This window comes from Microbacterium sp. Leaf161 (genome assembly GCF_001423645.1).
GTDB lineage: Bacteria > Actinomycetota > Actinomycetes > Actinomycetales > Microbacteriaceae > Microbacterium > Microbacterium forte.
In genome coordinates this window covers 337,253-364,012 of record NZ_LMOW01000001.1, presented here as the reverse complement: position 1 = coordinate 364,012, position 26,760 = coordinate 337,253, and the positions used below count along the sequence as shown (strand labels likewise).

Below are 26,760 nucleotides of genomic sequence, written 5' to 3'. Positions count from 1 at the left end.
CATTCCTCGTTCTGAATGAAAAATATTGCAGCACATTTGATGGATATATAACCTCATGTGAGGACGCACCGATGCCGGAAAGGCATCCCGACATTTCTGGGGAGAAATGCACATCAGCACGACTGAGGCATCGCGGAAGAGCCACGAACCGGAGCCCGTCGGGGCGCGGGCGCTCCGTGAATGGATCACCGGTGAGCAGGAGCAGTACTCGCGGGTGTTCCTCGTCGAGAGCGGCACCTCAGTGGAGACAGTCGCCGCGGTGGCCCGCGAAGACGACGCGGTTCTGCTGCACGCGCAGAGCGGCCCCTATGACGGACCGGCCCATGCCTTTCGCTTCACGGGTGCGCTGAGTGAGGTCGGTGACGAGCTGTTCCTCGGCGAACGCGGCGTCGAGCTCCAGGACTACGTCGCTGCGGCGTTCGTGCAGATCATCGGACCCACAACGGTGGGCTTCTTCGATGAGACCGGTTGGCAGTCGTTTCTCGACGACGCCGATCTCGCTCGTCGCACGGGAGTCTTCCCGTCGTCATTGATCGACCCGCGGGTGCTGCTCGCGAACCGCCGCGCACTTGCGGCACCGGGCGAACTCGCGACTCCGAGCGCGATCAGGGTGGGCTCGGATGGTCGGGTCAGCGTCGGTCTGCAGGGCGAGGTCATCGGCGAGGTCGACGAGCTGGCGACCGTGATCGAGTCCCGCTTGCCTCGGGCTGTGGCGCTAGGAGGCATGGTGCCCAGACAGGCACTCATCGAGGGACTGACCGGTCGCGGCTGGATCGGTCGGTATCTGAACGCGACGGACCTCATCAAGATGCTCCGTTTGGCGAACGGCGTCGAGAAGATCTCGGGATTCGGCTGGTCGTTCGTCGATGATGCCCACGCAGATGCCGAACCGTCGGCCTCGGATCCGTTCCTGCTCGAGACCTCAGACGGTTTCGTGCTCGCCGACGTGACGACGTTGCGTCGGCAACTGCTGTCGCCGATGACAGCCAAGGTCGTCGATGCCACTCAGACCTCGAGCGCACCTGAGATCGCGGTCGAGCGATTGGCTCGGGAGTGCGGCTTGTCCGAGTCTGACGCGAACGGCCTGTGCCGCGACGCTGCCACCGCACTCAACATCCACTTCGGCACACGGGCTCACGCGTCATGCCAAGCGGCTTCGGGCAGCGGGCGATGAGTGTTCCGCACGCGTTGTGGACGTCGATGCTCCCCGCAGACGCCACCTTCACGCAAGACCGGGTCGCCGTCAGGGCCGCCGGAAATCTCATCGAGTTCGCGGACGGATCCACACGCCTCAGCGCGACGAGCGGACTGTGGAACGTTCCTCTCGGTTTCGGAAATCGTGCGGTCGCTGACGCCGTCAGCAGAGCGACGCACGACGCCTCGTACCTGACCCTGTTCCGCGCACCGCATCGATACGCCGAGGTCGCGGCCGAAGCGCTGATCGAACTCGCCGACCCCAGCCGGTACAGCCGTGTCATCTTCGGCACGTCGGGCGGGGCAGCGAACGACTCCGCGATGAAACTCGCACGGCAGTACTGGGCGCAGCAAGGAGCCGCGTCGCGTTCGCTGGTCGTGGGTCTGAAAGGCAGCTATCACGGCACGATGTACGGCAGCCACGCACTGAGCGGAGACGACCTCCTGCAATCCGTCTACTCCGTCGACCGGAGGTCGGTGCGGCATGTGTCTCACAGCGATGACGGAGAGGAGCTGGAGACGCTGCTGAAGCGGGAAGGCTCCAGGGTCGCGTCAGTGGTCGTGGAGCCCGTCCTGGGCAGCGGCGCGCACCCGTTGTCCGACGCTTTCATATCCCGGATCCTCGACCTGCGAGAGGAATACGGCTTCCTGATCGTCGCCGACGAGGTCGCGACGGGTTTCGGACGCACCGGCACGATGTTCGCCACAGATGAGTGGGCTGCCCCGCCAGACGTGCTCGTTCTGTCGAAAGCGCTGACGAACGGTGCAACGGGCGCCGCTGCGCTGCTGGTGGGCGCTCGCGTGGCGTCCGAGTTCGTGCGCGGCGGCTGGACCTTCGTCCATGGCGAGACGCAGGCGGGGACGCCGGCGTGTGCGGCTGCCATCGTCGCGGTGATCGAAGAGCTGCGCCGTATCGACGTGGAGGCGACCACGCGAGCGCTGGCGGCAGACCTGTGGCACCTGGCGGCTCGGCTGAAGTCCGACGGGGTCGTCGCTGAGGTGACAGGACGCGGTTGCTTCGTGGGGCTGACCCTTCGCAACCAGGATGCGAGTCAGCTCACCGGCGCCGAGGTTCTCCGTGTCGTGGCCGCCATCGCGGAGCACGGTGTGCTCGTGCAGCCCGGCCCCAGCGCCATCGAACTGATGCCGGCATACGGGTTCAGCACGACTGAACTTCTCGAGATCGATTCGGCTGTGCGCGCCGGCGTCGCGCAGGTGCAGGAGCGTCAGCGTGAGCTCTGAGTTCGCCGGTCGGGTTCCGACGCTCTGGCACGGGCGCGGCATCACGCGGCAGACGACAACGCGGCTCACCGCCGATCGCGAGACCCTCGTGATCGCGGATTCGTCGGTCGCAACACACGTAGTCGACCACTCGGCCAGAACCATCGAGGTGGACGCTCACTCCATGACCGTCGCAGTTGTCGTCGGGATAGCGCAGGAGATCGCTCGTCGGCCCCCGAGCGTGATCGTGGCCGTCGGCGGGGGGAGCATTCTCGATGCCACCAAGATCGCATCGCTCTCGCTCGCCCCGGGGCGAATCTTCGACTTCGCCATCGAACGAGCATCGAGGTCGGCGTTGACGTTCCTGCCGGATGCCCCGCCGGCCGTGGACGTCGTGGCGGTGCCGACGACGCTCGGTACGTCGTCGGAGACGAACAGCGTCGGCATCCTCAAGAACGAAAGCGGCTATCGGCTCATCGTCGGGCAGTCCCTGAGAGCCCGACACGCCATCATCGATCCCTGCAATCTGATGACTCTCACGCCGGCCTCCGTCAGGGAGGGCGCACTCGAGGCGTTTCTTCGTCTCGCAGGCGCATCGACGAGCTCACGGCGAAGCGCCAGGGGGCGACGCGACGCGGTCGTGATCGGAGGCGCCCTTCTCGAAACGGCCTCCGGCGAGGTGAATGCCGCCGCCTCACGCCTGCGTCTCGCCCGTCTGAGCGCGGCGACCCAGCGCAGCGGGGCGCTGAGAGGCCAGGATCCCTACAGCGCCCGCCACTGGTATGTGGCCAACGAAGTCGCCTTCGCTCTGGAGGTTCGCAAGATGGTCGCCACGGTTGCGGTCATCGCGGCGGTCTGGCGTCGAGTGTGCTCGGGAGACCCGCGGTGGGGAGATCGCGAGAGCCTCGAAGAGTTCTGGACGGGGGTAGCCGGACGGGTGGCACTGCCCCTCGACCCCCCAGCGGGTATCGCCGCGCTCATCGACCGCTGGGGGATCCCGACTCCGCCACGGCCCACCGCCCAGACGATCCATCGCATTTCCGCCGCCGCGGAAACGGCGTGGGGAAACCGCTACCCGATGCTCGCAGGGCTCTTCGCGGACGACTTCTGCGATCTGCTCCGTGATTCCTACTGGAGCGAAGGAGGTGAATGACATGAACGAAAGCGTGCACACGAGTGTCCAGTTCCAAGAGCTGGAGGGAATGGATGCCCCCAGTTGGGAGAGCTTCTATCAGGGCGCGATCAGTGCGCTGGTGCTGATCGGGATCGGCGCTGCCGCAGCGACGTGATCCTGTCGAGCAGACAAGACGAAAGGGGAGGGAGGTGAGTATGCACGCAGCAATGCCGACCCTCGAGTTCACCGAACTGGAGGCCATGGAGGCGCCGGATGACGCCCTTGATTGGACCCGCGGATTCGCCGTTGGCGTGATCATCGGAATCATCGCGCTGACATAGAAACCGCCTTCGCAAGGCATACCGAGGAGGTAGTAGATGCAGACGGAGTCGCTCGAGTTCGTGGAGCTCGACCACATCGATGCACCACTCGAATGGTGGGAGCACGCGAGCTACATCATCGCCATCATCGGCGGTGCGGCAGCGATCGCGACCTGACCGAAGGGGTGCGGGTGGGTTCGACGCGCCCGCACCCCGTTTTCCCCGCTGAGAGGTGATGCGTGAATGTCCAGTTCTCTTACTGAAGCCGTAGTGGCGAGGCTCCGCACGGTCGGAGCGGTGCCCAAGGAGCAGGATCTGTATTCGGGTGCCGGCACTGATTTCTACGACCGGCTGGTCGGGTCCGACCGTGCGGAGATCAGAGAGATGCTCGCGCTCGCGAGAGGAACCGAAGGACCGATCCTCGATGTGGCGGCGGGGAGCGGAAGGTTGACCGTCCCGCTGGTCAGATCGGGCAAGCGGGTGACCGCGATCGATCTTTCCGACGACATGCTCTCCCGTCTGCGTCGAACGCTGCCGGACCACGCGATGCTCGAGTGCGTCGTCGCGGACATGCGCGACTTCTCGCTGCCGCAGCAGTTCGGGCTCGTGATCATCGGAGCGACCTCCATCACGTTGCTCGATCGTGTGGGGAGGTCCCTCCTCTACGACACTGTGCGACGCCACCTCGCAGCTCACGGCGTCTTCGCCTTCACGGTTGCCGGAAACGCCTCCGCGGAGAGCTTCTCAGTGTCGACAGACTGCGAGATCGAGGTCCCCGGTCCTGACGGCGCGGAGACCTATGTGTTCTCTCAGCAGGTGGAAGAGGATGGCGCGGCGCGCATCGTCAACTGGGTTCGCGTCGCCGACCTGGTGGAGGGCGGCGACGTGACAGTTCTCACGAGCCGCCTGAGAGTGCTCGACCACGAGATCCTCTCGCGAGAGCTCGTTCACGCGGGGTTCGCCGTTCCGGCCGTCTCTCCCGTTCGGACGCTCGGTGGAGAGGACATCGTTCTGCTCACCACGACATTCGCGGGACACTCGGGGACGAGGGATGACGATGCCTCCCGGTAGCCTCCCTCGACGCCGACAGTCTCACTCGGTGGAAGACGCGCTCAGTGCCGACGCGCGCCCTCGCCTCGCCTCCGGCGTCGACTTCGAACAGGCGGCCGAAGACGGGACGTGGATCGCGATGATCCACGGTGTGCCGTCATCGAGGGTCTCTCGAGCGGTCGTCGACCTGATGCGAGCGATGAACGGCGAAACGGCGCTGCAGGATCTGCACCGGCGCTTCGCCCCTTCCGAGTCGTGGGAAAACTTTCTGCAACTGGCTCAGCGCTTCGACACCTGTGGGCTCCTCGAGGGCGGCGAGAAGCTCCCACCCGGCCGCCTGGTCTATCGGCCCCCATTCACTCTGCAGATCGCGACGCTTCGCGCACCCGCCATCTTCGGTCGTCTGGACCGACTGATCGTCCCGCTCCCACGCCGAGCGATGCAGGTGTCCGCTGCGGTTCCGATCTGTCTGGGACTCCTCGCCGCAGCCGCTCAGGCGGAGGAGCTGTGGGACGCCCTCACCTCGCCGGTGCCGCTCGTCGCACTGGTGTATCTCGTCGGAGCGCTCTCGCTCATGACCCTGCTCCACGAGAGCGCCCACGGACTCACGCTCACGAGGTTCGGAGGCAGACCGCGCCGGGCGGGCTTCATGATCTTCTACCTGAGTCCCGCGTTCTTCGTGGACGTGACGGACGGATGGCGGCTCCCCGAACGCCGGCAGCGCGTCGCGATTGCGCTGGCAGGGCCTGCGGTGCACGCTGTCGTCGGCGCGATCGCGCTTCTTGCGGCGCTCATGCTTCGCCAACCCTTGATCCACCAGGCAGTGCTGCTCCTCGCCGTCTCCTGCGGCGCCATCGTTCTCCTCAATCTGATCCCCTTCGTGCGGTTCGACGGGTACATCGCGCTCATGAGCGCTCTGGACGAGCCGAACCTCCGGGGTCGCGCGATCCTCGACGGCTCGAACTTCCTGACCGGTCTGCTGTTCGGAGCTCAGCGCAGGACCAAGCGCCTGGACACGTGGTGGAGTGTGCCGTTCGGTCTCGCGAGTCTCGTCACCCCGGTCGTGCTGGTGGTCTTCGCCGTCGCACGCATAGCTCGAGCGCTTGCCGGCGGTGGACCGGTCCTCGGCGTGCTCGTCGTCGCGCTCGAGGTCGTCGTCGCGCTCGCCGGCGTCGTGCTTCTCAGCAAGGCCCTTCGTCGTGTGCTGCGGTCGGGTGTCGCGCGGCTCCGTTTCTGTTCCGTCGTCACCGCACTGGTCGCGGGCATCGTGATCGCCGGGGCCGTGATTCCCGTGCCGGTGACCGCCACGTTCGGATTCGTCGCACACGGCAGCCGTGTGATCCTTCTGCATGCGGGCGAGACCGCAGCGACAGTCGAGACAGACGTGCCTGAGGGTGCGCGCGTGGTCCTGATGAGCAACGGCATCCTCGCGAACGAGCAGGTCGGTAGAGGAACTGTCATGTCGCGAGAGCCGGAACCGACGCGTGTGCCGCTCGAGGCGCTGTTCCCCATCACGGCGGACGGTGCGACGGTCGCCGCAGTGATCATCGCCGGAGTGGACGTGATCGGGGAGAGCCGCTCCCTGCCTGCGACCGGGCAGGCGCGAGTCGAACTCGGTGTGAGAAGTCTGTGGCAGACGCTCTGGGCGACCGGTGTGGAGATGCCACTGTCATCTCTTCAGAGCGGAGAGGTGGGAAAGGAATGAGCATGAACGACCACGCGATCGAGGTTCGAGGACTCACGAAGAAGTACGGAGATCGGGCCGCGGTCGAAGAGCTGTCGTTCGGCGTGCCGTACGGGTCGATCGTGGGCCTTCTGGGCCCCAACGGCGCAGGCAAATCGACGACGCTGCGAACGATCGTCGGCCTGCTGAAGCCGACGATCGGCGACAGCCTCATCGACGGCAGGCCGTTCTCGGAGCTCGACAACCCCGCGTCTCACGTCGGCGTCCACATGGACGGCTTCGGATTCGAGGGCGGCATCACGGCCAGGCGGCATCTGGAGATCTGCCGGCTCGCGGCCGGGGCGCCTCGAGGCCGTGTCGACGAGGTGCTCGAGGAGGTCGGTCTCGCGGCAGATGCCCGACGCCGCGTGAAGACCTTCTCGACCGGGATGACCCAGCGACTCGGGCTGGCTGCTGCCCTCATCGGCTCGCCACGGACACTCATCCTGGACGAGCCGGCCAACGGGCTCGATCCCGACGGCATCCGCTGGCTCCGCAGATTCCTGCGCGGCTATTCGGAACGCGGCGGCACCGTCCTGATCGCCAGCCACCAGCTCGCTGAGCTCGAGCAGGTCGTCGACGAGGTCGTCGTCATCAAGCGGCGCGCGCTCTTCGCCGGGAGGCTCGGCGACCTCGTGACGAGCGACGCCGACTCGCTCGAGAGCAAGTACTTCGATCTCGTTGAAGGAGCATCCGCATGAAGGACACCGTCCGAAGCGAAGCCCTGCGCTCGGTGAGCGGGTCGTCCATCCTGGCGGTCTACCTGGTGGCCGTCCTGATGCCCGTCTTCGTGCTGTTCTCGGACGGTTCGCGCTTCGACCTCGCCGGCCTCGATCCTGCGACGGCCACCGCCCTGCTTCTGGAGCCGCTCGCCTGGTCGGCCATCTCCGCGGCGTTCGTCGGCGCCTACGGTGTCACCCGCGAGTGCTACTACGGCTCGATGGACAGAACGCTCACCGGGGTCGGGTTCGCTCGTGCCTTCTCGGCCAAGATCGTCGCCGGTGCCGTCGTCGCGTTCGCGCTGTCGCTCTGCATCTTCGCGGTCTGGACGGTGGGCATCTCCGTCTTCCTGGCTCGGAACGGATCGACGCTCGCGCTCACCGGCAGCGCGTGGCGCATCTACGCGGGTGCGCTCGTCGGGGTGGTTCTCGGCGCATTCATCGGTGGGGCCATCGGCTGGATCACCAGGAACTACTACGTGACCGCAGCGATCATCCTCGTCCTTCCCATGGTCGTGGAGTTCGCCCTGCTGCGCACTGCGCCGGAGCTGGCGAAGTTCTCGCCCGGGCTGGTTCTGGCCGCGCTGGGCGTTCCCGGATACCAGGACCGACTGCTCGAGTTCGGTCCCGCCCTCTGCCTCGCGCTCGCGTGGGCTGTCGTGCTGGTCGCCGCAGCATGGGGCATGGGGCGAAGGAAGGTCACGTGATCGCCCGCGCCTTTCGAGCTCACGCCCGCGGCTTCGCGCGCGATGTCGTGCTGTTCTGGGTGACGGTGGCAGGGTTCCTGCTGTCGCTTTCGGTGGCGACGAACATCCCGCCGGAACTCGCGGACGCACCGCCTGACGTCCGAGCCGCTTTCGCGGCGCCGTACGAAGCGGTGCTCGCGACCTATGGAGCAGTTCTCGCGGCCGCCTACGGTTCTTTCCGATACACCGTCGACAGGCGAGACGGTGTCGTCGCTCAGCGTCTGATGCTGCAGCCTCGGTGGGCGACTCTTCTCGTCAGGGTGCCTGCCTCCGCCGTCGGCGGAGCGATCGTGGCTCTCGCTGGAGCCGTCGGCGGACACGCAGCGCTGTGGGTGGCCATGGGTGGTCTTCCGCTGGAGTGGTCCTCGTTCGGATCGACCCTGGGTCTCGGCGCACTGGCCGGACTCTGGGGGCTGGGGGTGGGAATCGTCGTGCAGGCCCATCTCGTCGCTCTGTTCGTTGCTCCGATGTCCATGAGCGTGGCGGTTCTCGTCGTGATCTTCTGGAGATCCGGCGCTGTCTACCTCCCTCTCCTCGCCATGCTCGAAGCCTTGCGGTTCGATGTCTCCGCGCTCGGCATCCTGCCGGACGAGGGGATCGACAGCCCAACGGCTGGGCTGGTGACGGCCGCTTGGGTGCTGGGGACGCTGGTCGCTGCGGGGCTGTCGTTCATGAACCGCGATGTGAAGTAGCAGTCTCGAGCCGCCCCGCGAGGGCGGGCGGTCAGGTGGCCGACGTAAAATCGCCGGGTGGCAACACCCAAGATCGTTCTCTTCTATGTCTTCACCCCGCTCGCCGATCCGGACGCGATCCGGGTGTGGCAGCGCGACCTCGGCGAAGCGCTCGGGCTGCGTGGACGGCTCCTGATCTCGAAGGACGGAGTCAACGGCACTCTCGGCGGTGACCTGCCGGCGCTCAAGAAATGGGCGCGTTCGTTCCGGTCCTATGCTCCGTTCTCGGACGCGGACATCAAGTGGAGCGAGGGCACCGGCGTCGACGCCGATGGTCGCAGTCTCGACTTTCCCAAGCTGAGCGTCAAAGTGCGCGACGAGATCGTGTCGTTCGGAGCGCCGGGCGAGCTGCGCGTCGATGAGCAGGGCGTCGTCGGCGGCGGCACCCGACTCACCCCCGAGGAACTGCACGACCTGGTGGGCGAGCGGGGCGACGACGTCGTCTTCTTCGACGGACGCAACGCGCTCGAAGCGCAGATCGGCCGTTTCCGGGGAGCCGTCGTTCCCGACACGGAGACCACACGCGACTTCGTGCAGCTGCTCGACTCCGGCGCTTTCGACGACCTCAAGGGCAAGCCGGTCGTCACCTACTGCACAGGCGGCATCCGCTGTGAGGTGCTCTCCAGCCTGATGACCGCGCGCGGATTCGGCGAGGTGTACCAGCTCGAAGGCGGCATCGTCCGCTACGGCGAGCAGTACGGCGACGACGGCCTGTGGGAGGGCTCGCTCTACGTGTTCGACAAGCGCGGATCCGTCGACTTCACGGATCACGCGTCCGTCATCGGCGAGTGCGCCGGCTGCGGCACGGCGACCAAGCGCACGGCGAACTGCCCCGATCTGGCGTGCCGTACCCAGTTCGTGGTCTGCGAATCGTGCGACACCGTGCGCTGCGACCTGCACGCGGCCTGATCTCATCGCGTGCGCCCTCGCCGGGCCGCGACGCGCGAGCTCAGGTGAGCAGCGGCACGTCGGTGCGTCGGCTCGCGAAGAGCGATCGCGGAAGCAGGAACGCGTGCAGTCTCGTCCACCTGTCGACACTGCGGCGCAGCTGAGCCGTCACCTCGACGAGAGCCGCGTCGAGATCTCGCGTCGCGCTGGCCGAGGGGCGCGCGTAGCTGGCGTGCTCGACCGCTTCGACGAGCACCCGCATGGCGTCGGCATCCACCCGGCTGTCTCTGACGAGATCGTCGCCGCGCATGCGCGGCGTCTCGGCATCCGACAGCGGCAGGCGGAGATCCTGCATGGTCGCCCGGAGTTCGGTCCAGGCCGCCCCTGCGTCACCGCCTCGTGCGCGTCCGCGCCGGGCGATGCGCAGTGCGAGACGAGCGGATGCGGGCAGCAGCAGCACCACCAGAACGCCGAGCGTCGTCAGCACGACAGGGGTCGGGTCCAGTCGCCGGAGCTCTCCGGTCGCCCCGGCGTTGTCGCCCGCGTCTTCACGCTCGAGCTCGGGCCCCGACGTCTGCTCGGTGCTGGGGGCGGCGGTCGGAGCCGGTGTGGCAGCACCGCCCGAACCGCCGCCTGCGGTCGCCGCGGCGGAGAAGGACGTGGGCACCCCGAGCGAGGCGGTCGGCTCGAAGGGCACCCATCCGACGCCGGGGAAGAGAACCTCGGGCCACGAGTGCAGCTGGTCGCTGGAAACCGAGTACACGGCTTCGTCGCCGCGCGTGGTCTCGGTCAGGGCACCGGGCAGGTAGCCGACGACGATGCGCACCTCCATGTCGAGGCTCTCCGCCATGAGCGCGAATGCGCCGGCGAAGTGGATGCAGTACCCCGACTTCACATCGAGGAACCGCGCGACCGCGTCCGCGCCGGTGCCGTCGAAACCCTCATCGACCGGCGTCTCCAGGGAGTAGGAGAACTGACTGCGGAACCACGACTGCAGCGCGATCAGCCGGTCGTAGTCGTTCGTGGCGTCAGCGGTGACGCCTGCCGCCGTCTCGCCGATGACCTCAGGCAGCTCGACGGGCTCCGTGCCGGGATCGACGATCGGTGCAGCGGCGGGCAGCGCGCGAATCTGCTCGAGAGTCGGTGACACCTCGAGCGACCGCACCGTGTAGTCGTTGCCGACGGCATCCGCGCTGCGAGATGCCAGAGTGCGGTTCTCCGGGCTCACCCTCCAGGTCGAGGGGAGACCCTGCACACTCGTGGCGGGGTAGGGCACCGGAAGCCAGGAACTCGACATCCGGATCACCCTGATGGAGGTGTTCTGGTCGGTGGTGGCGATGTCGTCCGTCCACTCGGCGGGGCCGAATCCCTCGCTCTGCGCCTGCAGGTCGCCGCGATCCGGCTCCCACACACGTCCGTTGAACGTCGACAGTGTCGTGAGCCGCAGGTAGGGCGCCGTGTCCGCCGTCGTCGCCAACGTGAGCACCTCGACCGGGTTCGGCTGGCGCAGGTCATCGCCGAGCCGCAGTGATGCATCGACCGTGACGCCCGTGCCTGTGCCCGCGAGGCTCGCCGACACCGGCAGGACCGGTGCGATGATCACGGTCGCTGCGAGCGCCGCGACTCCGACGCCCGCGGCGACCGCCACCGATGTGCGTCGGGGCGATTCGGAATTCTGAGCCGCCGTGTACCCCAGCAGGGCGAGGATCAGGATGCCGAGCATCACGAACCAGACGACGTTCACTCCGCCGAGGGTGACGATCATCGGCACGGATCCGACGACGGCCGTGAGAAGGCTGGCGAGGATGGCTCCGCGCTGCGCGACCAGCTGGTCGAGCAGGATGGCGACGATGCCGAAGCCCACGCCCATCACGGCTTCGAGTCCGGGGGAGGCGGCGATCGGCGCAGAGCCGAAGGTGATCTCCTCCCACGCCGCGGCCGCGAGCGCCTGGAATGTGAAGAAGGTCGCGTCGGTGGGGATGATGCCGAAAAGCGCGGTGTCGCCCGCGACGAGCAGGATCACGGTGCCCATCACCGCCACGATCTGCACGGCGATGGTGACGAGGTCTCGCGCCCAGGCCGGGCGGCCGCGCATCAGGGTGCGCGACCCCATGCCGGTGAGCGCCGTGACGACGACCACAGCCAGGACTGCGAACGACCAGGTGCCAGGTTCGATGACCGACGTGAACGGCCACATCGCGACGAGACCGGCGGCCGCGGCCAGCACCGACGGCACGACCGTGCCGACGGGCAGCTCGTGCTCGCGGTGCCACGACAGGCGGGATCCGCGCTCGGCGTTTCGCTCAGCTCGTGACATCGGTCGCCCCCCGCTGCTCGGCGGGGCCGCCGATGCGGTCGGGCAGCACGTCTTCCCACGCCTCCGCGACATCGTCGCCCAGTCGCGCGAAACGCCAGCCGTGCTGCTCGGCTGCCGCTGCGGCACCGCGCTGCGGCGCGGTCGCGAACAGCATCGGGGCCGCAGCACCGGAGGGGCGCAGCAGGGCGGCATCCTCTTCGTCGATCTCGCCGGTGATGTAGACGAGCGGGCCGGGAGGGGTGCCGCCGACCAGGGTCATGATGTCGCGGGCATCGCCGCGCGGGCCGACCAGCGCGAGGGCGACGAGCAGTCCGTCGCGGTCGTCCTCGTGACCGCGCAGGGTGCCCAGAAGCGTGCCGCTGCTGTCGATCACGTCGACGCCGTATCCCTCCTGCACGAGGTGCACGGCGACGGAGGCGCACATCGACACGGCGGTCTCGAACGCTCGATCCTCGTCGTCACCGGGGCGTGCCCAGCGCGCCGCGCTCCGGTCAAGGATCACGAGCGCGTCGGGGCTCGACTCCTCCTCTTCCTGGCGCACCATCAGCTGCCCGCGGTGCGCGGTCGCCCTCCAATGGATGCGACGCATCGAGTCGCCGGGAATGTAGCGGCGCGGCGACAGATTGTCGCTGCCCTGCCCGAGTCGGCTCGACGAGGTGTGCGCTGTGCCGCCGGCGGCGCCGACCTTGACGGTCAGCGGCGCGAGTGTGAACACCTCGGGCACGACCGTCACGGAGCGGGTCTCGCCGAACGCCTGCTCGCGCTGGGCGAGGCCGAACGGGTCGACCGTTCGCAGCACCAGTGGGCCGATCGGCCATACACCGCGCCGCACACCGGTGATCAGGTAGCTCAGCTGGCCGGTCTCCGACGGGTACTCGCCGGCCGAATCGCCGGTGACCGCGGGCGGGAGCACATCGCGCCAGAGACCTCGCGGCACGCGCAGGGCGCGCAGCGTGAAGCGCAGCGTGACGCGAGAGGTCTCCGAGACCGTCAACAGGTCGGTCGAGATCTGACGAGTGACCGTACCCGCACGGCGCGGCACCCGCACGACGAGCACCGAGAAGGCGGTGAGCGCGAGCAGGAGGACGCCGATGTAGAGCAGGATCGGCGCGCCGACCATGTTCGCTGCTATCAGGCAGCCGAGACCGGAGAGGAGCGCACCCGTGCCCCGAAGGGTGAGGGTTCGACGGTGTGGCATGGCGAGCTGAGGGTCAGGAGCGCGCCGTCACGGGCACCCGCACGCGCTCGACGATCTGTCGCAGGGCCGCTTCTACGGGCTGGGCGCCCGCACGGTGCGCCCCGCGGGCCGGAAGAAGACGGTGCGCGAGAACAGGGACGATCAGCGCCGTCACGTCGTCGGGGATCACGAAGTCGCGTCCATCGAGCGCCGCCCAGACCTTCGCGGCCCGGATCAGCTGCAGGGTCGCCCTCGGACTCGCGCCGAGGTGCAGGTTGGGGTCGGCGCGGGTCGCCTGGGCGAGAGCAACCGTGTACTCCTCGAGCGCTGGGGCGACGTGCACCGAGCGAGCCCAGGCGATCAGCCCCGAGACCGACCCCGCGTTCGCGACGGCTCGCACCGCGGCGAGCGGGTTCACCGTGTCGCGCTGGCGGAGCATGAGGGCTTCGGCCGCCGCGTCGGGGTAGCCCATCGAGATGCGCATCATGAAGCGGTCGCGCTGAGCTTCGGGCAGCGCGTAGGTGCCCTCCATCTCGAGAGGATTCTGGGTCGCAACGACCAGGAAGGGATTGGGAAGCATGTGCGTCGATCCGTCGACGGTCACCTGCCCCTCTTCCATGGCTTCGAGCAGCGCGGACTGCGTCTTCGGAGAAGAGCGGTTGATCTCGTCGGCGATCACGATGTGCGCGAACACCGCCCCGCGCTTGAACTCGAACTCCCGGTCGACGGGGTTGTAGACGCTCACGCCTGTCACGTCACCGGGAAGGAGGTCGGGGGTGAACTGGATGCGGCGCACTGTGGCATCCACGCTCGCGGCCAGCGCGCGCGCCAGCACCGTCTTGCCGACTCCCGGTACGTCTTCGATCAGCAGGTGGCCCTCGGCGAGCAGGCACACGAGAGCGCTCCGCACGGCATCCGGCTTTCCGTCGATGACCCGTCCGACAGACTCGACGATGGCAGACGTCTGCGCGGCGAACTGCTCGGCATCGACGACGGCCGGGGTCAGGGGCGGGTTCTCTGGCATGCGTTCCCTCTCGCGTGGGCGCTGCGGTGCGCGTGATCTGATCGTAACCCGGCTGTCTACGGATGGGGTGGGAACCGTGCTCCGGGTCCGGGTCCGGGGCGCGGTGCGGTGCGGTCCGCGACGCGACCGTCAGCCCCAGACGCGGGCGCGGGGCTCCGCGGCGTCGAGTCGATCGTCGGCGCTGCGGGCGATCCGCAGCAGCGCGAGCCCCTGGACTCCGGTGAGCTCGTGCAGCGTGCAGGTGCCGATCAGCGCCTGCCAGTGCTCGCGGAAGCGTTCGGCGTCACCGCGACGGCGAGCGATCAGCCGAGGCACCGCCAGCAGAGTGCGTCCGGGCGAGAGGCGATCGGCGAGCCGCTCGAGCAACCGCAGCCGTGGCAGGCCGGCGGCGTCGATGCGCAGCAGGAAACGCGGAGTGCGCACCGGCGCGAACAGCTCCTCCACGGCGTCTGCGATCACGCGCGCGTCGTGGGCTGAGCCTCCCAGTTCGATGCGGATCCGGGTCGGATCCGCGTCGTCCGGTCGTGCCACGATCATGGCGTCGTCGACGGGGCCGATCCGGCCCGCGTCGTGCAGGGTGCGGGCGACGGCGATCGCTGCCGCCCGGTAGATCCCGGCGGGCCGCCGACGGTCGCGCAGCAGCCGGGCGAGCATCCGCAGCGATGAGACGGCGGCAGCGGCGGCGCCACCGCCGAGCGCGAGCGCGGCCCACAGCAGCGGGGCGACATCGGCTCCCGACGCCATGAGCACGCCGACGAGCCCGCCGACTCCGGCCGTTCCGGCGACGAACGCTCCCACAGCGCCGGCACCCGCTGCCTGCCCAGTGCGCAGCAGCGGTGCGCGCGGGGCGCGACGCACCGCCACGACCTCACGTTCGCGCGGTTCATATCGCTCGCCGATCCGCCACTCGCTCCTGGTGCTGCTCCGGGTCGGCCACTGTTCGCGCAGCAGTGCGTCGAGATCGCCGATGGAGGTGGACGTGTCCTTGTCGAGTACTCGCTCCCATGCCTCGGCGACCGCGGTGGGGAGCGCGTGGCCGAGTCCGCTCACGATCCGACCGTCGCCGTCGGCGCTCAGACCCCACAGGTGCGAATGACGGCGGCGCAGTCGAGCCGGTTCAGACGAGTCGTCGAGGTCGACATCCGAGGGGATCAGGCAGACGACCGACCAGTTGTGCGCGACCTTCTCCGGCCAGTCCGGATCCAGCCGCAGGGTGCGGCCCCGAAGCTGCTGTGTGCCCGATGAAGTGGCCACGGTGGTGAGGTCGATCAGGGTGTTGACGGCCGGGCAGTCCCAGCCTTCGCCCAGAAGGCCGCGGGTGCCGACGAGCAGCCGCACGTCGCCTCGGCGGATCAGTTCCGACACCGCGCCGACGAGACGTCCGCTTCCGACGCCCCGCACCTCGAGATCGCGCACGGGCCCGATGCCCGCGGCGACCTCGACGGGTTCGCCGATCAGCTCGGCCAGCGCCCGGGCGAGGTCGACCGCATCGTCGGCGCGGACGCGCAGGTGCCCGGAGGTGAGCAGCACGGGCCGGAGCGCCGCGGTGGCGTCGTCGACGGCGAGCAGATCGAACGTGCGCAGTGCCCCGGCCGGAGCGTCGCCGGACAGCCCTCGGTTGTTGCCGTGCTCGACGAAGTCGGTGACGACGACCGCGCGGATGCGGTCGCCGTCGTCGCCGTCGAGCTCTCGGCGGATGATCTCGACGGCCGCATGATCCTTCGCCGCCGAGAATGCCAGGGTGCTCTCGACCGGGTTGCGACCGCGACGGATGCCGCGGTCGGTGAGGGAATAGCCGAAGTCGGCCAGAGAGCGTCGGACGTACTCCCACTGTCGCGCGGCGGCGGGGTCCGACAGCAGTCGCACCTGGGCGAAGCGCGAGAGCACCGTGAGCAGGTCGTCGGTGGTGCAGCGCTCGAGCAGCACCGGCGGGATCGCAGCGACGAGCGGATGCTGCGGCGCGACCTCGCGCAGCACGACAGCGCAGGATCGTGTGAGGGGGAAGTCTGCAGAGAACGCACGGTCGAGGCGTGTGAGCGGCGTTCCCTCGCCGTCGGAGTCCTCTGCCGGTTGCAGCTGATGCTCGAGGTACGACACCGCGTCGGGCGTCGACAGCACCCGGGTGATCATCTCGTGCAGCAGGGCCTCGTGACGACGGATGAATCCGGCCTCTGCGGGCGTGGGCTCGGTGAACATCACGTGGTCGCGATAGGGGGCCAGATGGCCCTCCTTCACCACGGCGGGGGTCGGCACCTCGTAGTCGACCTCGCCGAGCAGCTGGCTGTAGTTCTCGAACTCGGTCTCGTCATCGGGAGAGGGAAGGGTCGCGGTCAGGCCGATCAGCAGCGGTTCGACGCCGCTCTCGCGGATGCGACCGGCGAGGTACGCGACCACGATGGCCCAGTGATCGAGAAGGTGATGGCATTCGTCGAGCACGACCGTGCGCACACCCGCGGCCACGAGACGATCGATCAGGGCGACGGCGTTCGGATGCAGCACGCGGGCGAGTTCGGCGGGCCGTCGCCTCGCGAAGTGCGAGCGCAGGCGCCGGGAGCGGGTGCGGATGCCGGAGCGGTACCTCCCCGGATTGTCGATCGCCAGTTCGGCGAGCCACGTCGCCGCGTCCGCCTCCACGCGCCCGCTCGCCGTGAGCTCCTCCACCCACACCGAGCGCGCGAGGTCGTCGAACGGCGAGCCGTCTCCGGTCACGCTGAGCAGCTGATAGGTCAGTGCCGTCAGATCGCCGATCCGCGCGGGGTCGTCCGAGACGGCCGCGGCGTGTGGTGCCAGCGCCCCAGCGGTGCGCACCCACTGCTGTCGGATCGTCACCGTCGGCGAGAGCACGAGGGTGCGATGACCTTCGCGTGCGGCGAGCAGCAGGCCGAGCAGGGTCTTCCCGGAGCCGGGCGGGGCGACGATGTGCAGCGGACCCGCTCCTCCCGGTGCGAGACGCTCGAGGACCTCGGCCTGGTAGGTGCGAAGTGTGCCCGGAAAGCGCCACGTCGACAGGGGAGTGGCGGTGACGGGATCCATGACCTGCCCAGTCTGTCAAAGAGCGGGTGCCGACATCGGCTAGACTTGTCGACGGCTCTCCGCGTGGCGGCATCCAGGCCAATTCCCCCAGGGCGGAAACGCAGCAAGGGTAACCGGGCTCTGCTGGGTGCGCGGAGGGTCACTTTCTTTTTGTCAGCGTCCTCCGGGCCAGTCCTGACAGGATCGTGACGTGACAAGGCCAGATGTGATCAGCACCGCCGATTCCCCGCGCTCCAGTGCTCTCGGTCGTTTCGCAGCGCCTCTTCTGCTCGTCGCCCTGATGTGGGCTGTACAGCTCGTCGACGCGGTCCTCCCCGGCTCTTTCACGGGCTTCGGGCTCCGGTCGTGGGATCTCTCGGGCCTCGGCGGCATCGTCGTCGGTCCTCTTCTGCATGCGGATTGGGCGCACCTGATCGGCAACACCGTGCCGCTTCTCGTGCTCGGCTGCCTCGTCGCCGTCGAGGGCGCACGCCGGTTCTGGACCGTCACCGCGTTCGCCGCCGTGATCGGCGGCCTCGGCACGTGGCTCGTGAACTCCCCGGGGGCGTTGACGGTCGGGGCGTCGGGCCTCGTCTTCGGATACTTCGGATACACCGTGATGCGGGTCTTCGCGCCGGGAAGAGTGGCACACCGCGTTCTCTACGCGATCGTCGCGCTCATCGTCATAGGCCTCTACGGCGGATCCATGCTCGCGGGCGTCGTCGGCGTGCGCGAGGGCATCTCGTGGCAGGCGCATCTGTTCGGCGCGATCGGCGGCGGCCTCGCCGCGTTCGTCGGCAGAGGCAGCACCACGACCCGAGGCTCATGAGCACGACCAGGAGCACCCGAGGCGCCGCGACTCGCAAGAAACCGGTCGGAAAGAAGCCGACCGGAAAGAAGCCGGCCGGCAGGAAGCCGACAGCCAGGAAGTCGGCGAGAGGGAAGGCGCCGACCCGTCTGAGCTCGCGCACGCGCCGTGCGTCGCCGCGTCGTCGAGCGCAGCAGCGGATGCGCCGAGCGAAGCTGCTGCGTCGCATCGCGTTGTCCGTCGCGGCCGTGATCGTCGTCGCGCTCGCCGCGGTGCTGATCCCGCTGGGGCTCGCTCACGAGAAACCGCTGGCGATCTGCATCACCGATCCGACCACGTTCCCCGAGTCGGGCGTGGCGGGGTGGCAGGGCGAGCAGCTCGAGAATGCCGCGACCATCGTGCAGACGGCGACCGCGCTCGGCTTCGGTCGCGACGGTCAGATCCTCGGGGTGATGACGGCGATGGGGGAGAGCAGCCTGAACAACATCGACTACGGAGACTGGGAGACGATCGGGTTCACCAACCCCGACGGCAGCCGAACGACGAGCATCGGACTCTTCCAGCAGCAGCACTGGTGGGGGTCGGCCGAGCAGCGCATGGACCCGGCGACCGCCGCGACGCTGTTCTACGAACGTCTCGCGAGGGTGCCCGACTGGCAGTCGATGGATCCGTCCCTCGCGATCCATCGGGTGCAGATCAACGTCGACCCCACCTACTACACGCGCTACGCGTCGGATGCCACGGCTGTGGTCGACGCTCTCTCCACGCCCTGCTGAGCGTTTTCGCACGGCTGTCAACCCAGCGAGATCATGAGGTCGTGCACCTAGGGTGGAGCTGTGGCGCAGAGCATATACATCACCTCGGCCGAAGGCCATACAGGCAAGTCGACCATCGCCCTCGGTGTGCTCGATGCGCTCATGCGCGTCACGCCCCGGGTCGGCGTCTTCCGTCCGATAGCGCGGTCGGTCACCGAGCGCGACGACGTGCTCGAGCTGCTGCTCGCGCACGACGGAGTGCACCTCGACTACGAGGACTGCATCGGCGTGACCTACGACGATGTGCGTGACGATCCCGACGGGGCGCTCTCGACGATCGTCGCTCGGTTCAAGGCCGTCGAGGCGCAGTGCGACGCCGTGGTCATCATCGGCAGCGACTACACCGATGTCGCCAGCCCCGCAGAGCTCGGGTACAACGCCCGGATCGCCGCGAACCTGGCTGCGCCCGTGCTGCTCGTGCTGAGCGGTCGCGATCAGCAGCGTCAGGCGGAGCAGCTGGGAACCACCACCGCCCGCACTCCCGCCGCGGTCGGGCAGATCGGGGCGCTCGCGCTCTCCGAACTCGAGGTCGAGCGCGCCGAGCTGTTCGCGGTGATCGTGAATCGAGCCGACCCCGAGCAGCTCGACGGGATCGAGGAGGCCGTCGCTGCGTTGCGTCCGCAGAAGACCACGCCCGTCTGGGCGATCCCCGAGGACCGCACGCTGGTGGCGCCGTCGATCGACGGCATCCTCGCGGCCGTCGACGGTCGACTCATCAAGGGCGATCCTGATCGTCTCGGCCGCGAGGCCCTGACGATCGTGGTCGCGGGCATGTCGATGGTCAACGTGCTTCCCCGGCTCACGGAGGAGTCGGTGGTGGTGATCCCCGCCGACCGCACCGAGGTGCTGCTGGCGACGCTGCTCGCCGATGCCTCCGGCACGTTCCCGCGGGTCGCGGGCATCATCCTCAACGGCCCTTTCCCTCTTCCCGAGCCGATCGTGCAGCTGCTCGACGGCTTCACCTCGACCGTGCCGATCATCGCGACGGACCTGGGCACCTACGACACCGCGGTGCGCGTGATGGGAGCGCGGGGTCGCATCTCTCCCGAGTCCCGCGGCCGCTACGATCGCGCGCTGGGGCTCTTCCAGACCCACGTCGACATCGCCGAGCTCACCACCCAGCTGGGGCTCGCCGAGTCGCGCGTCGTGACTCCGCTGATGTTCGAGTACGGACTCATCGAGCGCGCACGCTCCGACCGTCGGCGCATCGTGCTGCCGGAGGGCGATGACGATCGCATCCTCCGCGCGGCCGCCACTCTGCTGGCGCGCGAGGTCGCGGACCTCACGATCCTCGGCGACGAGTCGGCGATCCGGGCGCGCGCCGTCGAGCTCGGCGTCGACATCTCGGCGGCACAGGTGATCAGCCCGACCGATCCCGAGATGGTCGAGCGCTTCGCGACGGAGTATGCGCGGCTGCGCGCGCACAAGGGCATCACGCTGGCACAGGCGGCCGACACCGTCACCGACGTCTCGTACTTCGGAACGATGATGGTGCACCTCGGGCTCGCCGACGGCATGGTCTCGGGCGCCGCCCACACGACAGCACACACCATCCGTCCGTCGTTCGAGATCATCAAGACGAAGCCGGGAGTCACCGTCGTGTCGAGCGTCTTCCTCATGGCGCTCGCCGACCGCGTGCTCGTGTACGGCGACTGCGCGGTGATCCCGGATCCGACCAGCGAGCAGCTGGCCGACATCGCGATCTCGTCTGCGGCGACCGCGCAGCAGTTCGGCATCGAGCCCCGCATCGCGATGCTCTCGTACTCGACCGGCGAATCCGGATCGGGCGCCGACGTCGACAAGGTCCGCGCGGCCACCGCCCTCGTGCACGAGCGCGCCCCGGAGCTGCTCGTCGAGGGACCGATCCAGTACGACGCCGCCGCAGACGCCGCAGTGGCGAAGGCGAAGCTCCCCGACTCCGCGGTGGCCGGCCGCGCGACCGTCTTCGTCTTCCCCGACCTCAACACCGGCAACAACACCTACAAGGCCGTGCAGCGCTCGGCGGGTGCCGTCGCGATCGGCCCGGTGCTGCAGGGACTCAACAAGCCCATCAACGACCTGTCACGCGGTGCGCTGGTCGACGACATCGTCAACACGGTGGCGATCACCGCCATCCAGGCGCAGTCCGAGGGAGCGGCCGCGTGAGCGCGATCCTCGTCATCAACAGCGGGTCCTCGTCGCTCAAGTACAGCCTGATCGACATCGAGAACGAGAACGAGCTCGCCGCGGGGCTCATCGAGCGGATCGGACAGGACCTCAGCGCGATCCGGCACACGGTCCGTCCGGACACCGCGGCGGATGCGGTCGTGGCGATGCTCGACGCCTCCTACGACTCCGAGCGACCCGTCGCCGATCACGGCGCGGCCTTCACGGTGATGCTCGAGCAGTTCGCCGAGCACGGTCCGCTGCTCGACGAGCATCCTCCGGTCGCGGTCGGCCACCGCGTGGTGCACGGAGGGGCGCGGTTCTATGCGCCGACGCTCGTGACTCAGAACGTCGAGGAGCAGATCGAGGAGCTCTCGGTGCTCGCCCCGCTGCACAACCCGGCGAACCTGGCCGGGATCGTCGCGGCGAAGGCGGTGTTCTCCGGCGTCCCGCACGTCGCCGTGTTCGACACGGCCTTCCACCAGACCCTCCCTCCGGCCGCCTACACGTACGCGATCGACGCCGAGCTCGCCGCCGAGCACCGGGTGCGTCGATACGGATTCCACGGCACGAGCCACCAGTTCGTGAGCGAATCGGCGGCCGCGTTCCTCGGACGCGACCTCGGCACACTGCGGCAGATCGTCTTCCACCTCGGCAACGGCGCATCGGTGACCGCGATCGAGGGCGGCCGATCGGTCGAGACGTCGATGGGGCTGACGCCGCTCGAGGGGCTCGTGATGGGAACCCGCTCAGGCGACCTAGACCCCGCGGCGCTGGTGCATCTGTCGCGAAGGGCCGGCTATTCGATCGACGATCTCGACGCGCTCCTGAACTCGCGCAGCGGTCTGAAAGGACTCGCGGGGCACAGCGACATGCGCGACATCCTCGCGGGCAGGGACGCCGGAGATGCGGCGGCGACGCTCGCGTTCGACGTCTACATCCACCGCCTGCGCGCATACGCGGGGTCGTACATCGCTCAGCTCGGCGGTGTCGACGTGATCTCCTTCACCGCGGGGGTCGGCGAGAACGCGGCCGTCGTGCGTGCAGAGGCGATGGCCACGCTCGGATTCGCCGGGGTCGAGATCGATCACCGGCGCAACACCGCGCGGCAGCGCGGCATCCGACGGATCTCCACCGACGACTCACGGGTCACCGTGCTCGTCGTGCCCACCGACGAAGAGCTCGAGATCGCCAGACAGACCTCTCGCCTGCTCTGATCGACACGCCTCGGGGGTTACCGCCCGGCGCCGGGCCGCACTACGCTTGCACAGTGGCACGGAGAGGTGCCGGAACAACCCCTCGTCCTTCTCCTGGAGGCTCCTGTGCCCGAAGCTCTGCCCGATCCGCTCCGCGCCGAAGGCGTCCTGTTCGACCTCGACGGAGTGCTGACGCCGACCGCCGAGGTGCACATGCGCGCCTGGAAGGTCGTGTTCGACGACGTGTTCGAACGCTGGGGGATCACGCCTGCGTACTCGGATGCCGACTACTTCGACTACGTCGATGGCAAGAAGCGCTATGACGGCGTGGCGAGCCTGCTGCGCAGCCGCAACGTCGAGATCCCCTGGGGAGCGGTCGACGACCCGCCCGAGGCTGAGACGATCTGCGGCATAGGCAATCGCAAGAACGCCGCGTTCGCCGAGTCCCTGCGGGGCGAGGGCATCGCACCGTTCCCCGGCTCGCTGGCGCTCGTCGAGAAGCTGCACGCCGCCGGCATCCCGATCGGCGTCGTCTCCAGCTCCAAGAACGCCGAAGAGGTGCTCGCCGCCGCCGGCCTCCGCTCGTTCTTCCGCGTCGTGGTCGACGGTGTCGTCGCAGAACGCAACAACCTCGCCTCGAAGCCCGCCGCCGACATGTTCAGCGCCGGCGCCGTGGCGCTGGGCGTCGATCCCGCCCGCAGCATCGCCGTCGAGGATGCCACCTCGGGAGCGGCCTCTGCGGCCGCCGCGGGGTTCGCGACCGTCGTCGGCGTCGACCGCGGCACCGGAGCCGACGCATTGCGCGCGGCCGGTGCGACCGTCGTCGTCAGCGATCTCGACGTGTTCGTCGACGCCGCAGCCGACCAGGGCGCGCGCTCCGATTCAGACTCCGCCGACCAGGACACCCGCTCCGACAACGAGGACCCCGCATGATCGACCGCGACCGCTTCCCCGTCGACCCCTGGCGACTCATCGAGACGCGATACTCCGAAGACGGAGTGGCCGAGACCCTGTTCGCCGTCGGCAACGGCTACCTCGGACTCAGGGGCAACCACATCGAGGGTCGAGGTGCCCACGAGCACGGCACCTTCATCAACGGTCTGCACGAGACCTGGCCGATCCGGCACGCCGAGCAGGCGTACGGCTTCGCCGAGGTCGGGCAGACGATCGTCAACGCACCGGATGCCAAGGTCATGCGCGTGTACGTCGACGACGAGCCGATCTCGTTCGACGAGGCCGACGTGCGCGAGTACCGCCGCACGCTCGACATGCGCACCGGTGTGCTCGAGCGCGTCGTGGTGTGGGAGACGCCGTCGGGCAAGCGCGTGCGCATGCGCGACGAGCGCATCGTCAGCTTCGAGGAGCGTCACCTCGCCGTGCTCCGTCTCGAGGTCGTCGTCGAGAACGCCGACGCCCCCGTCACCGTCAGCTGCCAGATGATCAACCGCCAGGACGGCGCCGGCGTCTACGCGGGCACACCCAACCAGGCGAAGGGCGGATTCGATCCGCGCAAGGCCGAGAAGATCGCCGAGCGCGTGCTCGAGCCCGGCGAGTACTGGCAGGACGGATTGCGCTCGGCGCTGTCGTACAGCGTCGCCGACTCCGGAATGACGGTCGCTGTCGTCGCCGATCACATCATCGAGACCGAGAACGACTACACCTCGCGCACGCTGATCGAGGCCGACATCTCGAAGAACGTGTTCCGCGTGCAGGCGAAGGCCGGAGTGCCCATCACGGTCACCAAGCTCGTCAGCTACCACACCTCCCGGGGCGTGCCGGCTCGCGAGCTCGTCGACCGCTGCCGTCGGTCCCTCGACCGCGTCGCCTTCGAGGGCGTCCAGGCGCAGTTCGACCGGCAGGCCGAGTGGCTCGCCGCGTTCTGGGGCCGCAGCGACGTGCAGATCGGCGGCCACGAAGACATCCAGCAGGCGACCCGCTGGTGCCTCCTGCAGCTCGCTCAGGCGTCGGCGCGCGCCGACGGAACCGGTGTGCCTGCGAAGGGCGTCTCGGGGTCGGGGTACAGCGGCCACTACTTCTGGGACACCGAGATCTATGTGCTCCCGTTCCTCACCTACACGTCGCCGCAGTGGGCGCGCAACGCGCTGAGGGCGCGAGTGCTCATGCTGCCGGCGGCCCGCCGAAGGGCCGCGCAGCTCAATGAGGCGGGCGCGCTGTTCCCCTGGCGCACGATCAACGGCGAAGAGGCGTCGGCCTACTACGCGGCCGGCACCGCTCAGTACCACATCAACGCCGACGTCAGCTTCGCGCTCGGCAAGTACGTGCGTGCGACCGGCGACGAGGACTTCCTGCGCCGTGAGGGCATCGACATCGCCATCGAGACGGCTCGCCTGTGGGCCACGCTCGGCTTCTGGCGCACCTCGCGGCTCGTCGCCGACACGAAGGACGACGACGGCATCGAGACCTTCCACATCCACGGTGTGACGGGGCCCGACGAGTACACGACGGTGGTCAACGACAACCTCTACACGAACGTCATGGCGCGCTACAACCTGCGCTACGCGGCGAGGGTCGTGCGAGAGGCGCAGGAGGCCGACGGCGAGGAGTTCGCCAGGGTCGTCGAGCGCACCGGGCTCGCCGAGGGCGAGGCGGAGGGATGGGAGCGCGCCGCCGACGCGATGTTCATCCCGTTCAGCGAGCGCCTCGGCATCCACCCGCAGGACTCGCTGTTCCTCGAGCGCGAGGTATGGGATCTGGCCCACACGCCGAAGGAGCAGCGCCCGCTGCTGCTGCACTTCCACCCGCTCGTCATCTACCGGTTCCAGGTGCTCAAGCAGGCGGATGTCGTGCTCGCGCTGTTCCTGCAGGGCAACCACTTCACGCCGGAGGAGAAGAAGGCGGACTTCGACTACTACGACCCGCTGACCACCGGTGACTCGACGCTGTCGGCGGTCGTGCAGTCGATCCTCGCCGCCGAGGTCGGCTACCAGGATCTCGCTCTGCAGTACTTCCGCCAGTCGCTGTTCGTCGACCTGCACGACCTGCACCACAACGCGGCAGACGGCGTGCACGTCGCCTCCGCCGGTGGCGTGTGGACGGCTCTCGTGTGCGGCTTCGGCGGCATGCGCGACTACGCCGGCGAGCTCAGCTTCGACCCGCGGCTGCCCGCCGACTGGCCGTCGCTGTCGTACCCGCTGCAGTGGCAGGGATCCGCATTGCAGATCACGCTCACGACGGACGAGCTGCGCGTCCGCGTGGACAGCGGAGACCCGGTGCCGTTCACGGTGCGCGACGTCGCATACATCGCCACGACCGATCGCGAGGTCGTCGTGCCGCTCGCGGACCAGGGACCGCTGATCCCCGGCCGCCCGTCGCTGCGGCAGTTCGCGGACGCTCTTCGTGAAGACGGCACGCGCCTGTCGGCATCCGTCCCGGTGATCACGACCGCGATCCCCATCATCGAATCGATCGACTGAGGGTGCTGATCACTGCAGCGCTGTTCGGGCTGGCGCCCGCGCTGCTCCTGCTGGTGCTCGCCGTGGTCGAGCGGGCGCGCTCCGCGCAGCGCGTGGCGTCGCCCGGGGCGCGGTTCACGCCCGCAGAGGGCGCGACCGTGCTGTACGACGCACTGCTGCTGAATGCGGATCGGAAGGCGGTCGCCGCCGCTCTGATCGACCTGGCCGTGCGCCGCAAGGTGCGGCTGCTGGTCGATGCAGATGCGGCGGAGTCGGGCGGGTCGCGAAAGCGTGCGCCTGTCGGCATGGAGATCGTCGACGGCGCGACGTTCACGCCCGAGGAGCTCAGCGTCCTCGAGGCGCTGTTCGGTCCGGATCACACTCCGGGGCGAGTGCGACGGTTCAGCTCGGATGCTCGGGCGCTGCACCGCCGAGTGCGCGGAGTCCTCGACGAGACGGAGAAGCGACTCGCGTCCGCGGGGCTCATCGCCCGGGGACGACGCGGGTGGGCCACGTTCCTGATCCGCGTCGCTGCCGTGCTGGTGATCGCGGTCTGCCTGCTCCTGCTCGTCGCCGCCTGGGCGGTGAGCGAACCGGGAGCCGCGCTCTACGTGGTGCTGATCGCCGGTCTGATCGTCGCGATCGCCGCCATCGCGGTCGCACCGCGGCCGTGGCGCCGATTCCGCCCGGCCGCGCAGCCGATGCGCGCGCATCTCGCCGGGATGCGCGAGTACATCGCCCTCGCCGAGGCGGAGCCGCTGCGGTTCTCGCAATCCGCCGGGGGAGCAGAGCTGAGGGCGGATGTCTCTCCTGAGGCCTCGAGCGCACGACTCCAGAGGTTCCTGCTCAACGAGCGACTGCTGCCCTATGCGGTGCTCTTCGGCCTCGAACGATCGTGGACGGCTGTGCTGCAGACCGAGTCGCGGGAGCTGCGCGTCGCCGAGGGGATCGATGGTGCCATGGAGGTGGCGGGGGCCGTGATCGACGTGATCGAGCTGGTGGGCGGCGTCGTGCATCTCGTGAGCGCGGTCGGCGAGCTCGTCGACGCGACAGGCGGGGTCGTCGAGGTCGTCGGCGGCGTCTTCGAGGCCGTGTCTTCATGATTCCGCGCTGCTCTTCGGCAGCCTGAGCGGCGCGTCGGGGATCA

At 68.7% G+C, this 26,760-nt stretch carries 23 protein-coding genes and 1 other RNA gene; 20 read left to right on the top strand and 4 right to left on the bottom strand.

The genetic code is table 11. The features are described from left to right. The first annotated feature begins 106 nt into the window (after positions 1-106). The 12 genes from mpaB (at position 107) to trhO (ending at position 9,727) form a co-directional block, all read left to right on the top strand. On the top strand, positions 107-1,174 hold the full coding sequence (gene mpaB, locus ASF87_RS01815) for a daptide biosynthesis RiPP recognition protein (protein WP_056373731.1): 1,068 nt from the start codon (positions 107-109) through the stop codon (positions 1,172-1,174). Beyond that, entirely contained in the window at positions 1,171-2,436 is a 1,266-nt protein-coding gene (gene mpaD, locus ASF87_RS01810) for a daptide-type RiPP biosynthesis aminotransferase (RefSeq protein WP_056373729.1), read from the top strand. The genes mpaB and mpaD overlap by 4 nt, the downstream gene beginning before the upstream one ends. Continuing rightward, positions 2,426-3,568, top strand: coding sequence for a daptide-type RiPP biosynthesis dehydogenase (gene mpaC, locus ASF87_RS01805; protein ID WP_056373727.1), 1,143 nt, complete (start codon positions 2,426-2,428; stop codon positions 3,566-3,568). Before mpaD ends, mpaC begins: the two co-directional genes overlap by 11 nt. Position 3,569: 1 nt before the next feature. Then, entirely contained in the window at positions 3,570-3,704 is a 135-nt protein-coding gene (gene mpaA1, locus ASF87_RS18115) for an MpaA1 family daptide-type RiPP (protein WP_257788257.1), read from the top strand. 40 nt (positions 3,705-3,744) lie between these two features. Next, complete coding sequence (gene mpaA2, locus ASF87_RS18110) at positions 3,745-3,870, top strand: MpaA2 family daptide-type RiPP (RefSeq protein WP_258184265.1); 126 nt, start codon at positions 3,745-3,747, stop codon at positions 3,868-3,870. Positions 3,871-3,906: 36 nt separating this feature from the next. Further along, positions 3,907-4,026, top strand: a complete 120-nt coding sequence (gene mpaA3 / locus ASF87_RS18135; protein WP_309690458.1) for an MpaA3 family daptide-type RiPP — start codon at positions 3,907-3,909, stop codon at positions 4,024-4,026. Positions 4,027-4,092: 66 nt separating this feature from the next. Beyond that, complete coding sequence (gene mpaM / locus ASF87_RS01800; RefSeq protein ID WP_056373726.1) at positions 4,093-4,920, top strand: daptide-type RiPP biosynthesis methyltransferase; 828 nt, start codon at positions 4,093-4,095, stop codon at positions 4,918-4,920. Positions 4,921-4,948: 28 nt separating this feature from the next. Continuing rightward, entirely contained in the window at positions 4,949-6,604 is a 1,656-nt protein-coding gene (gene mpaP / locus ASF87_RS01795; RefSeq protein WP_056373723.1) for a daptide biosynthesis intramembrane metalloprotease, read from the top strand. 2 nt (positions 6,605-6,606) lie between these two features. Beyond that, positions 6,607-7,323, top strand: a complete 717-nt coding sequence (locus tag ASF87_RS01790; RefSeq protein ID WP_056373721.1) for an ATP-binding cassette domain-containing protein — start codon at positions 6,607-6,609, stop codon at positions 7,321-7,323. Beyond that, on the top strand, positions 7,320-8,048 hold the full coding sequence (locus tag ASF87_RS01785) for a hypothetical protein (RefSeq protein ID WP_056373720.1): 729 nt from the start codon (positions 7,320-7,322) through the stop codon (positions 8,046-8,048). The genes ASF87_RS01790 and ASF87_RS01785 overlap by 4 nt, the downstream gene beginning before the upstream one ends. Continuing rightward, the gene (locus ASF87_RS01780) at positions 8,045-8,779 is read left to right on the top strand and encodes a hypothetical protein (protein WP_056373717.1); all 735 of its coding nucleotides are present in this window, start codon (positions 8,045-8,047) and stop codon (positions 8,777-8,779) included. Before ASF87_RS01785 ends, ASF87_RS01780 begins: the two co-directional genes overlap by 4 nt. Before the next feature lie 57 nt (positions 8,780-8,836). Then, complete coding sequence (trhO, locus tag ASF87_RS01775; protein WP_056373716.1) at positions 8,837-9,727, top strand: oxygen-dependent tRNA uridine(34) hydroxylase TrhO; 891 nt, start codon at positions 8,837-8,839, stop codon at positions 9,725-9,727. Between the two features lie 40 nt (positions 9,728-9,767). On the opposite strand, the gene ASF87_RS01770 is transcribed toward trhO, so the two are convergent. The 4 genes from ASF87_RS01770 to ASF87_RS01755 form a co-directional block, all read right to left on the bottom strand. Beyond that, positions 9,768-12,023 (bottom strand): transglutaminase family protein, encoded by a 2,256-nt coding sequence (locus ASF87_RS01770; RefSeq protein ID WP_056373714.1) that lies wholly within the window; start codon positions 12,021-12,023, stop codon positions 9,768-9,770. Continuing rightward, a complete protein-coding gene (locus ASF87_RS01765; RefSeq protein WP_042539620.1) occupies positions 12,010-13,221 on the bottom strand; it encodes a DUF58 domain-containing protein in 1,212 nt (403 codons plus the stop codon). The genes ASF87_RS01770 and ASF87_RS01765 overlap by 14 nt, the downstream gene beginning before the upstream one ends. Positions 13,222-13,234: 13 nt before the next feature. Next, entirely contained in the window at positions 13,235-14,224 is a 990-nt protein-coding gene (locus ASF87_RS01760; RefSeq protein ID WP_042539622.1) for an AAA family ATPase, read from the bottom strand. A 129-nt stretch (positions 14,225-14,353) separates the two neighbouring features. Continuing rightward, a complete protein-coding gene (locus tag ASF87_RS01755) occupies positions 14,354-17,257 on the bottom strand; it encodes a DEAD/DEAH box helicase family protein (protein ID WP_056373712.1) in 2,904 nt (967 codons plus the stop codon). Positions 17,258-17,307: 50 nt separating this feature from the next. Here ASF87_RS01755 and ffs point away from each other — a divergent pair. From ffs to ASF87_RS01720, 8 genes are all read left to right on the top strand, one after another. Next, an RNA gene (gene ffs / locus ASF87_RS17420) (signal recognition particle sRNA small type) lies at positions 17,308-17,404 on the top strand. A 43-nt stretch (positions 17,405-17,447) separates the two neighbouring features. Further along, positions 17,448-18,065 carry a rhomboid family intramembrane serine protease gene (locus tag ASF87_RS01750; protein ID WP_231567497.1) on the top strand — a complete coding sequence of 206 codons (618 nt, stop codon included), beginning with the start codon at positions 17,448-17,450 and terminating at the stop codon, positions 18,063-18,065. Further along, complete coding sequence (locus ASF87_RS01745) at positions 18,062-18,820, top strand: hypothetical protein (protein WP_235558840.1); 759 nt, start codon at positions 18,062-18,064, stop codon at positions 18,818-18,820. The genes ASF87_RS01750 and ASF87_RS01745 overlap by 4 nt, the downstream gene beginning before the upstream one ends. 60 nt (positions 18,821-18,880) lie before the next feature. Next, complete coding sequence (gene pta / locus ASF87_RS01740) at positions 18,881-21,004, top strand: phosphate acetyltransferase (protein ID WP_056373710.1); 2,124 nt, start codon at positions 18,881-18,883, stop codon at positions 21,002-21,004. After that, entirely contained in the window at positions 21,001-22,221 is a 1,221-nt protein-coding gene (locus ASF87_RS01735) for an acetate/propionate family kinase (RefSeq protein ID WP_056373708.1), read from the top strand. The genes pta and ASF87_RS01735 overlap by 4 nt, the downstream gene beginning before the upstream one ends. A 105-nt stretch (positions 22,222-22,326) precedes the next feature. After that, positions 22,327-23,133: an HAD family hydrolase gene (locus ASF87_RS01730; RefSeq protein WP_056373706.1), complete on the top strand. Its 807-nt coding sequence runs from the start codon at positions 22,327-22,329 to the stop codon at positions 23,131-23,133. Continuing rightward, positions 23,130-25,634: a glycoside hydrolase family 65 protein gene (locus ASF87_RS01725; protein WP_056373704.1), complete on the top strand. Its 2,505-nt coding sequence runs from the start codon at positions 23,130-23,132 to the stop codon at positions 25,632-25,634. Before ASF87_RS01730 ends, ASF87_RS01725 begins: the two co-directional genes overlap by 4 nt. Before the next feature lie 2 nt (positions 25,635-25,636). After that, entirely contained in the window at positions 25,637-26,716 is a 1,080-nt protein-coding gene (locus tag ASF87_RS01720; protein WP_056373702.1) for a DUF2207 family protein, read from the top strand. Positions 26,717-26,760 lie beyond the last annotated feature (44 nt).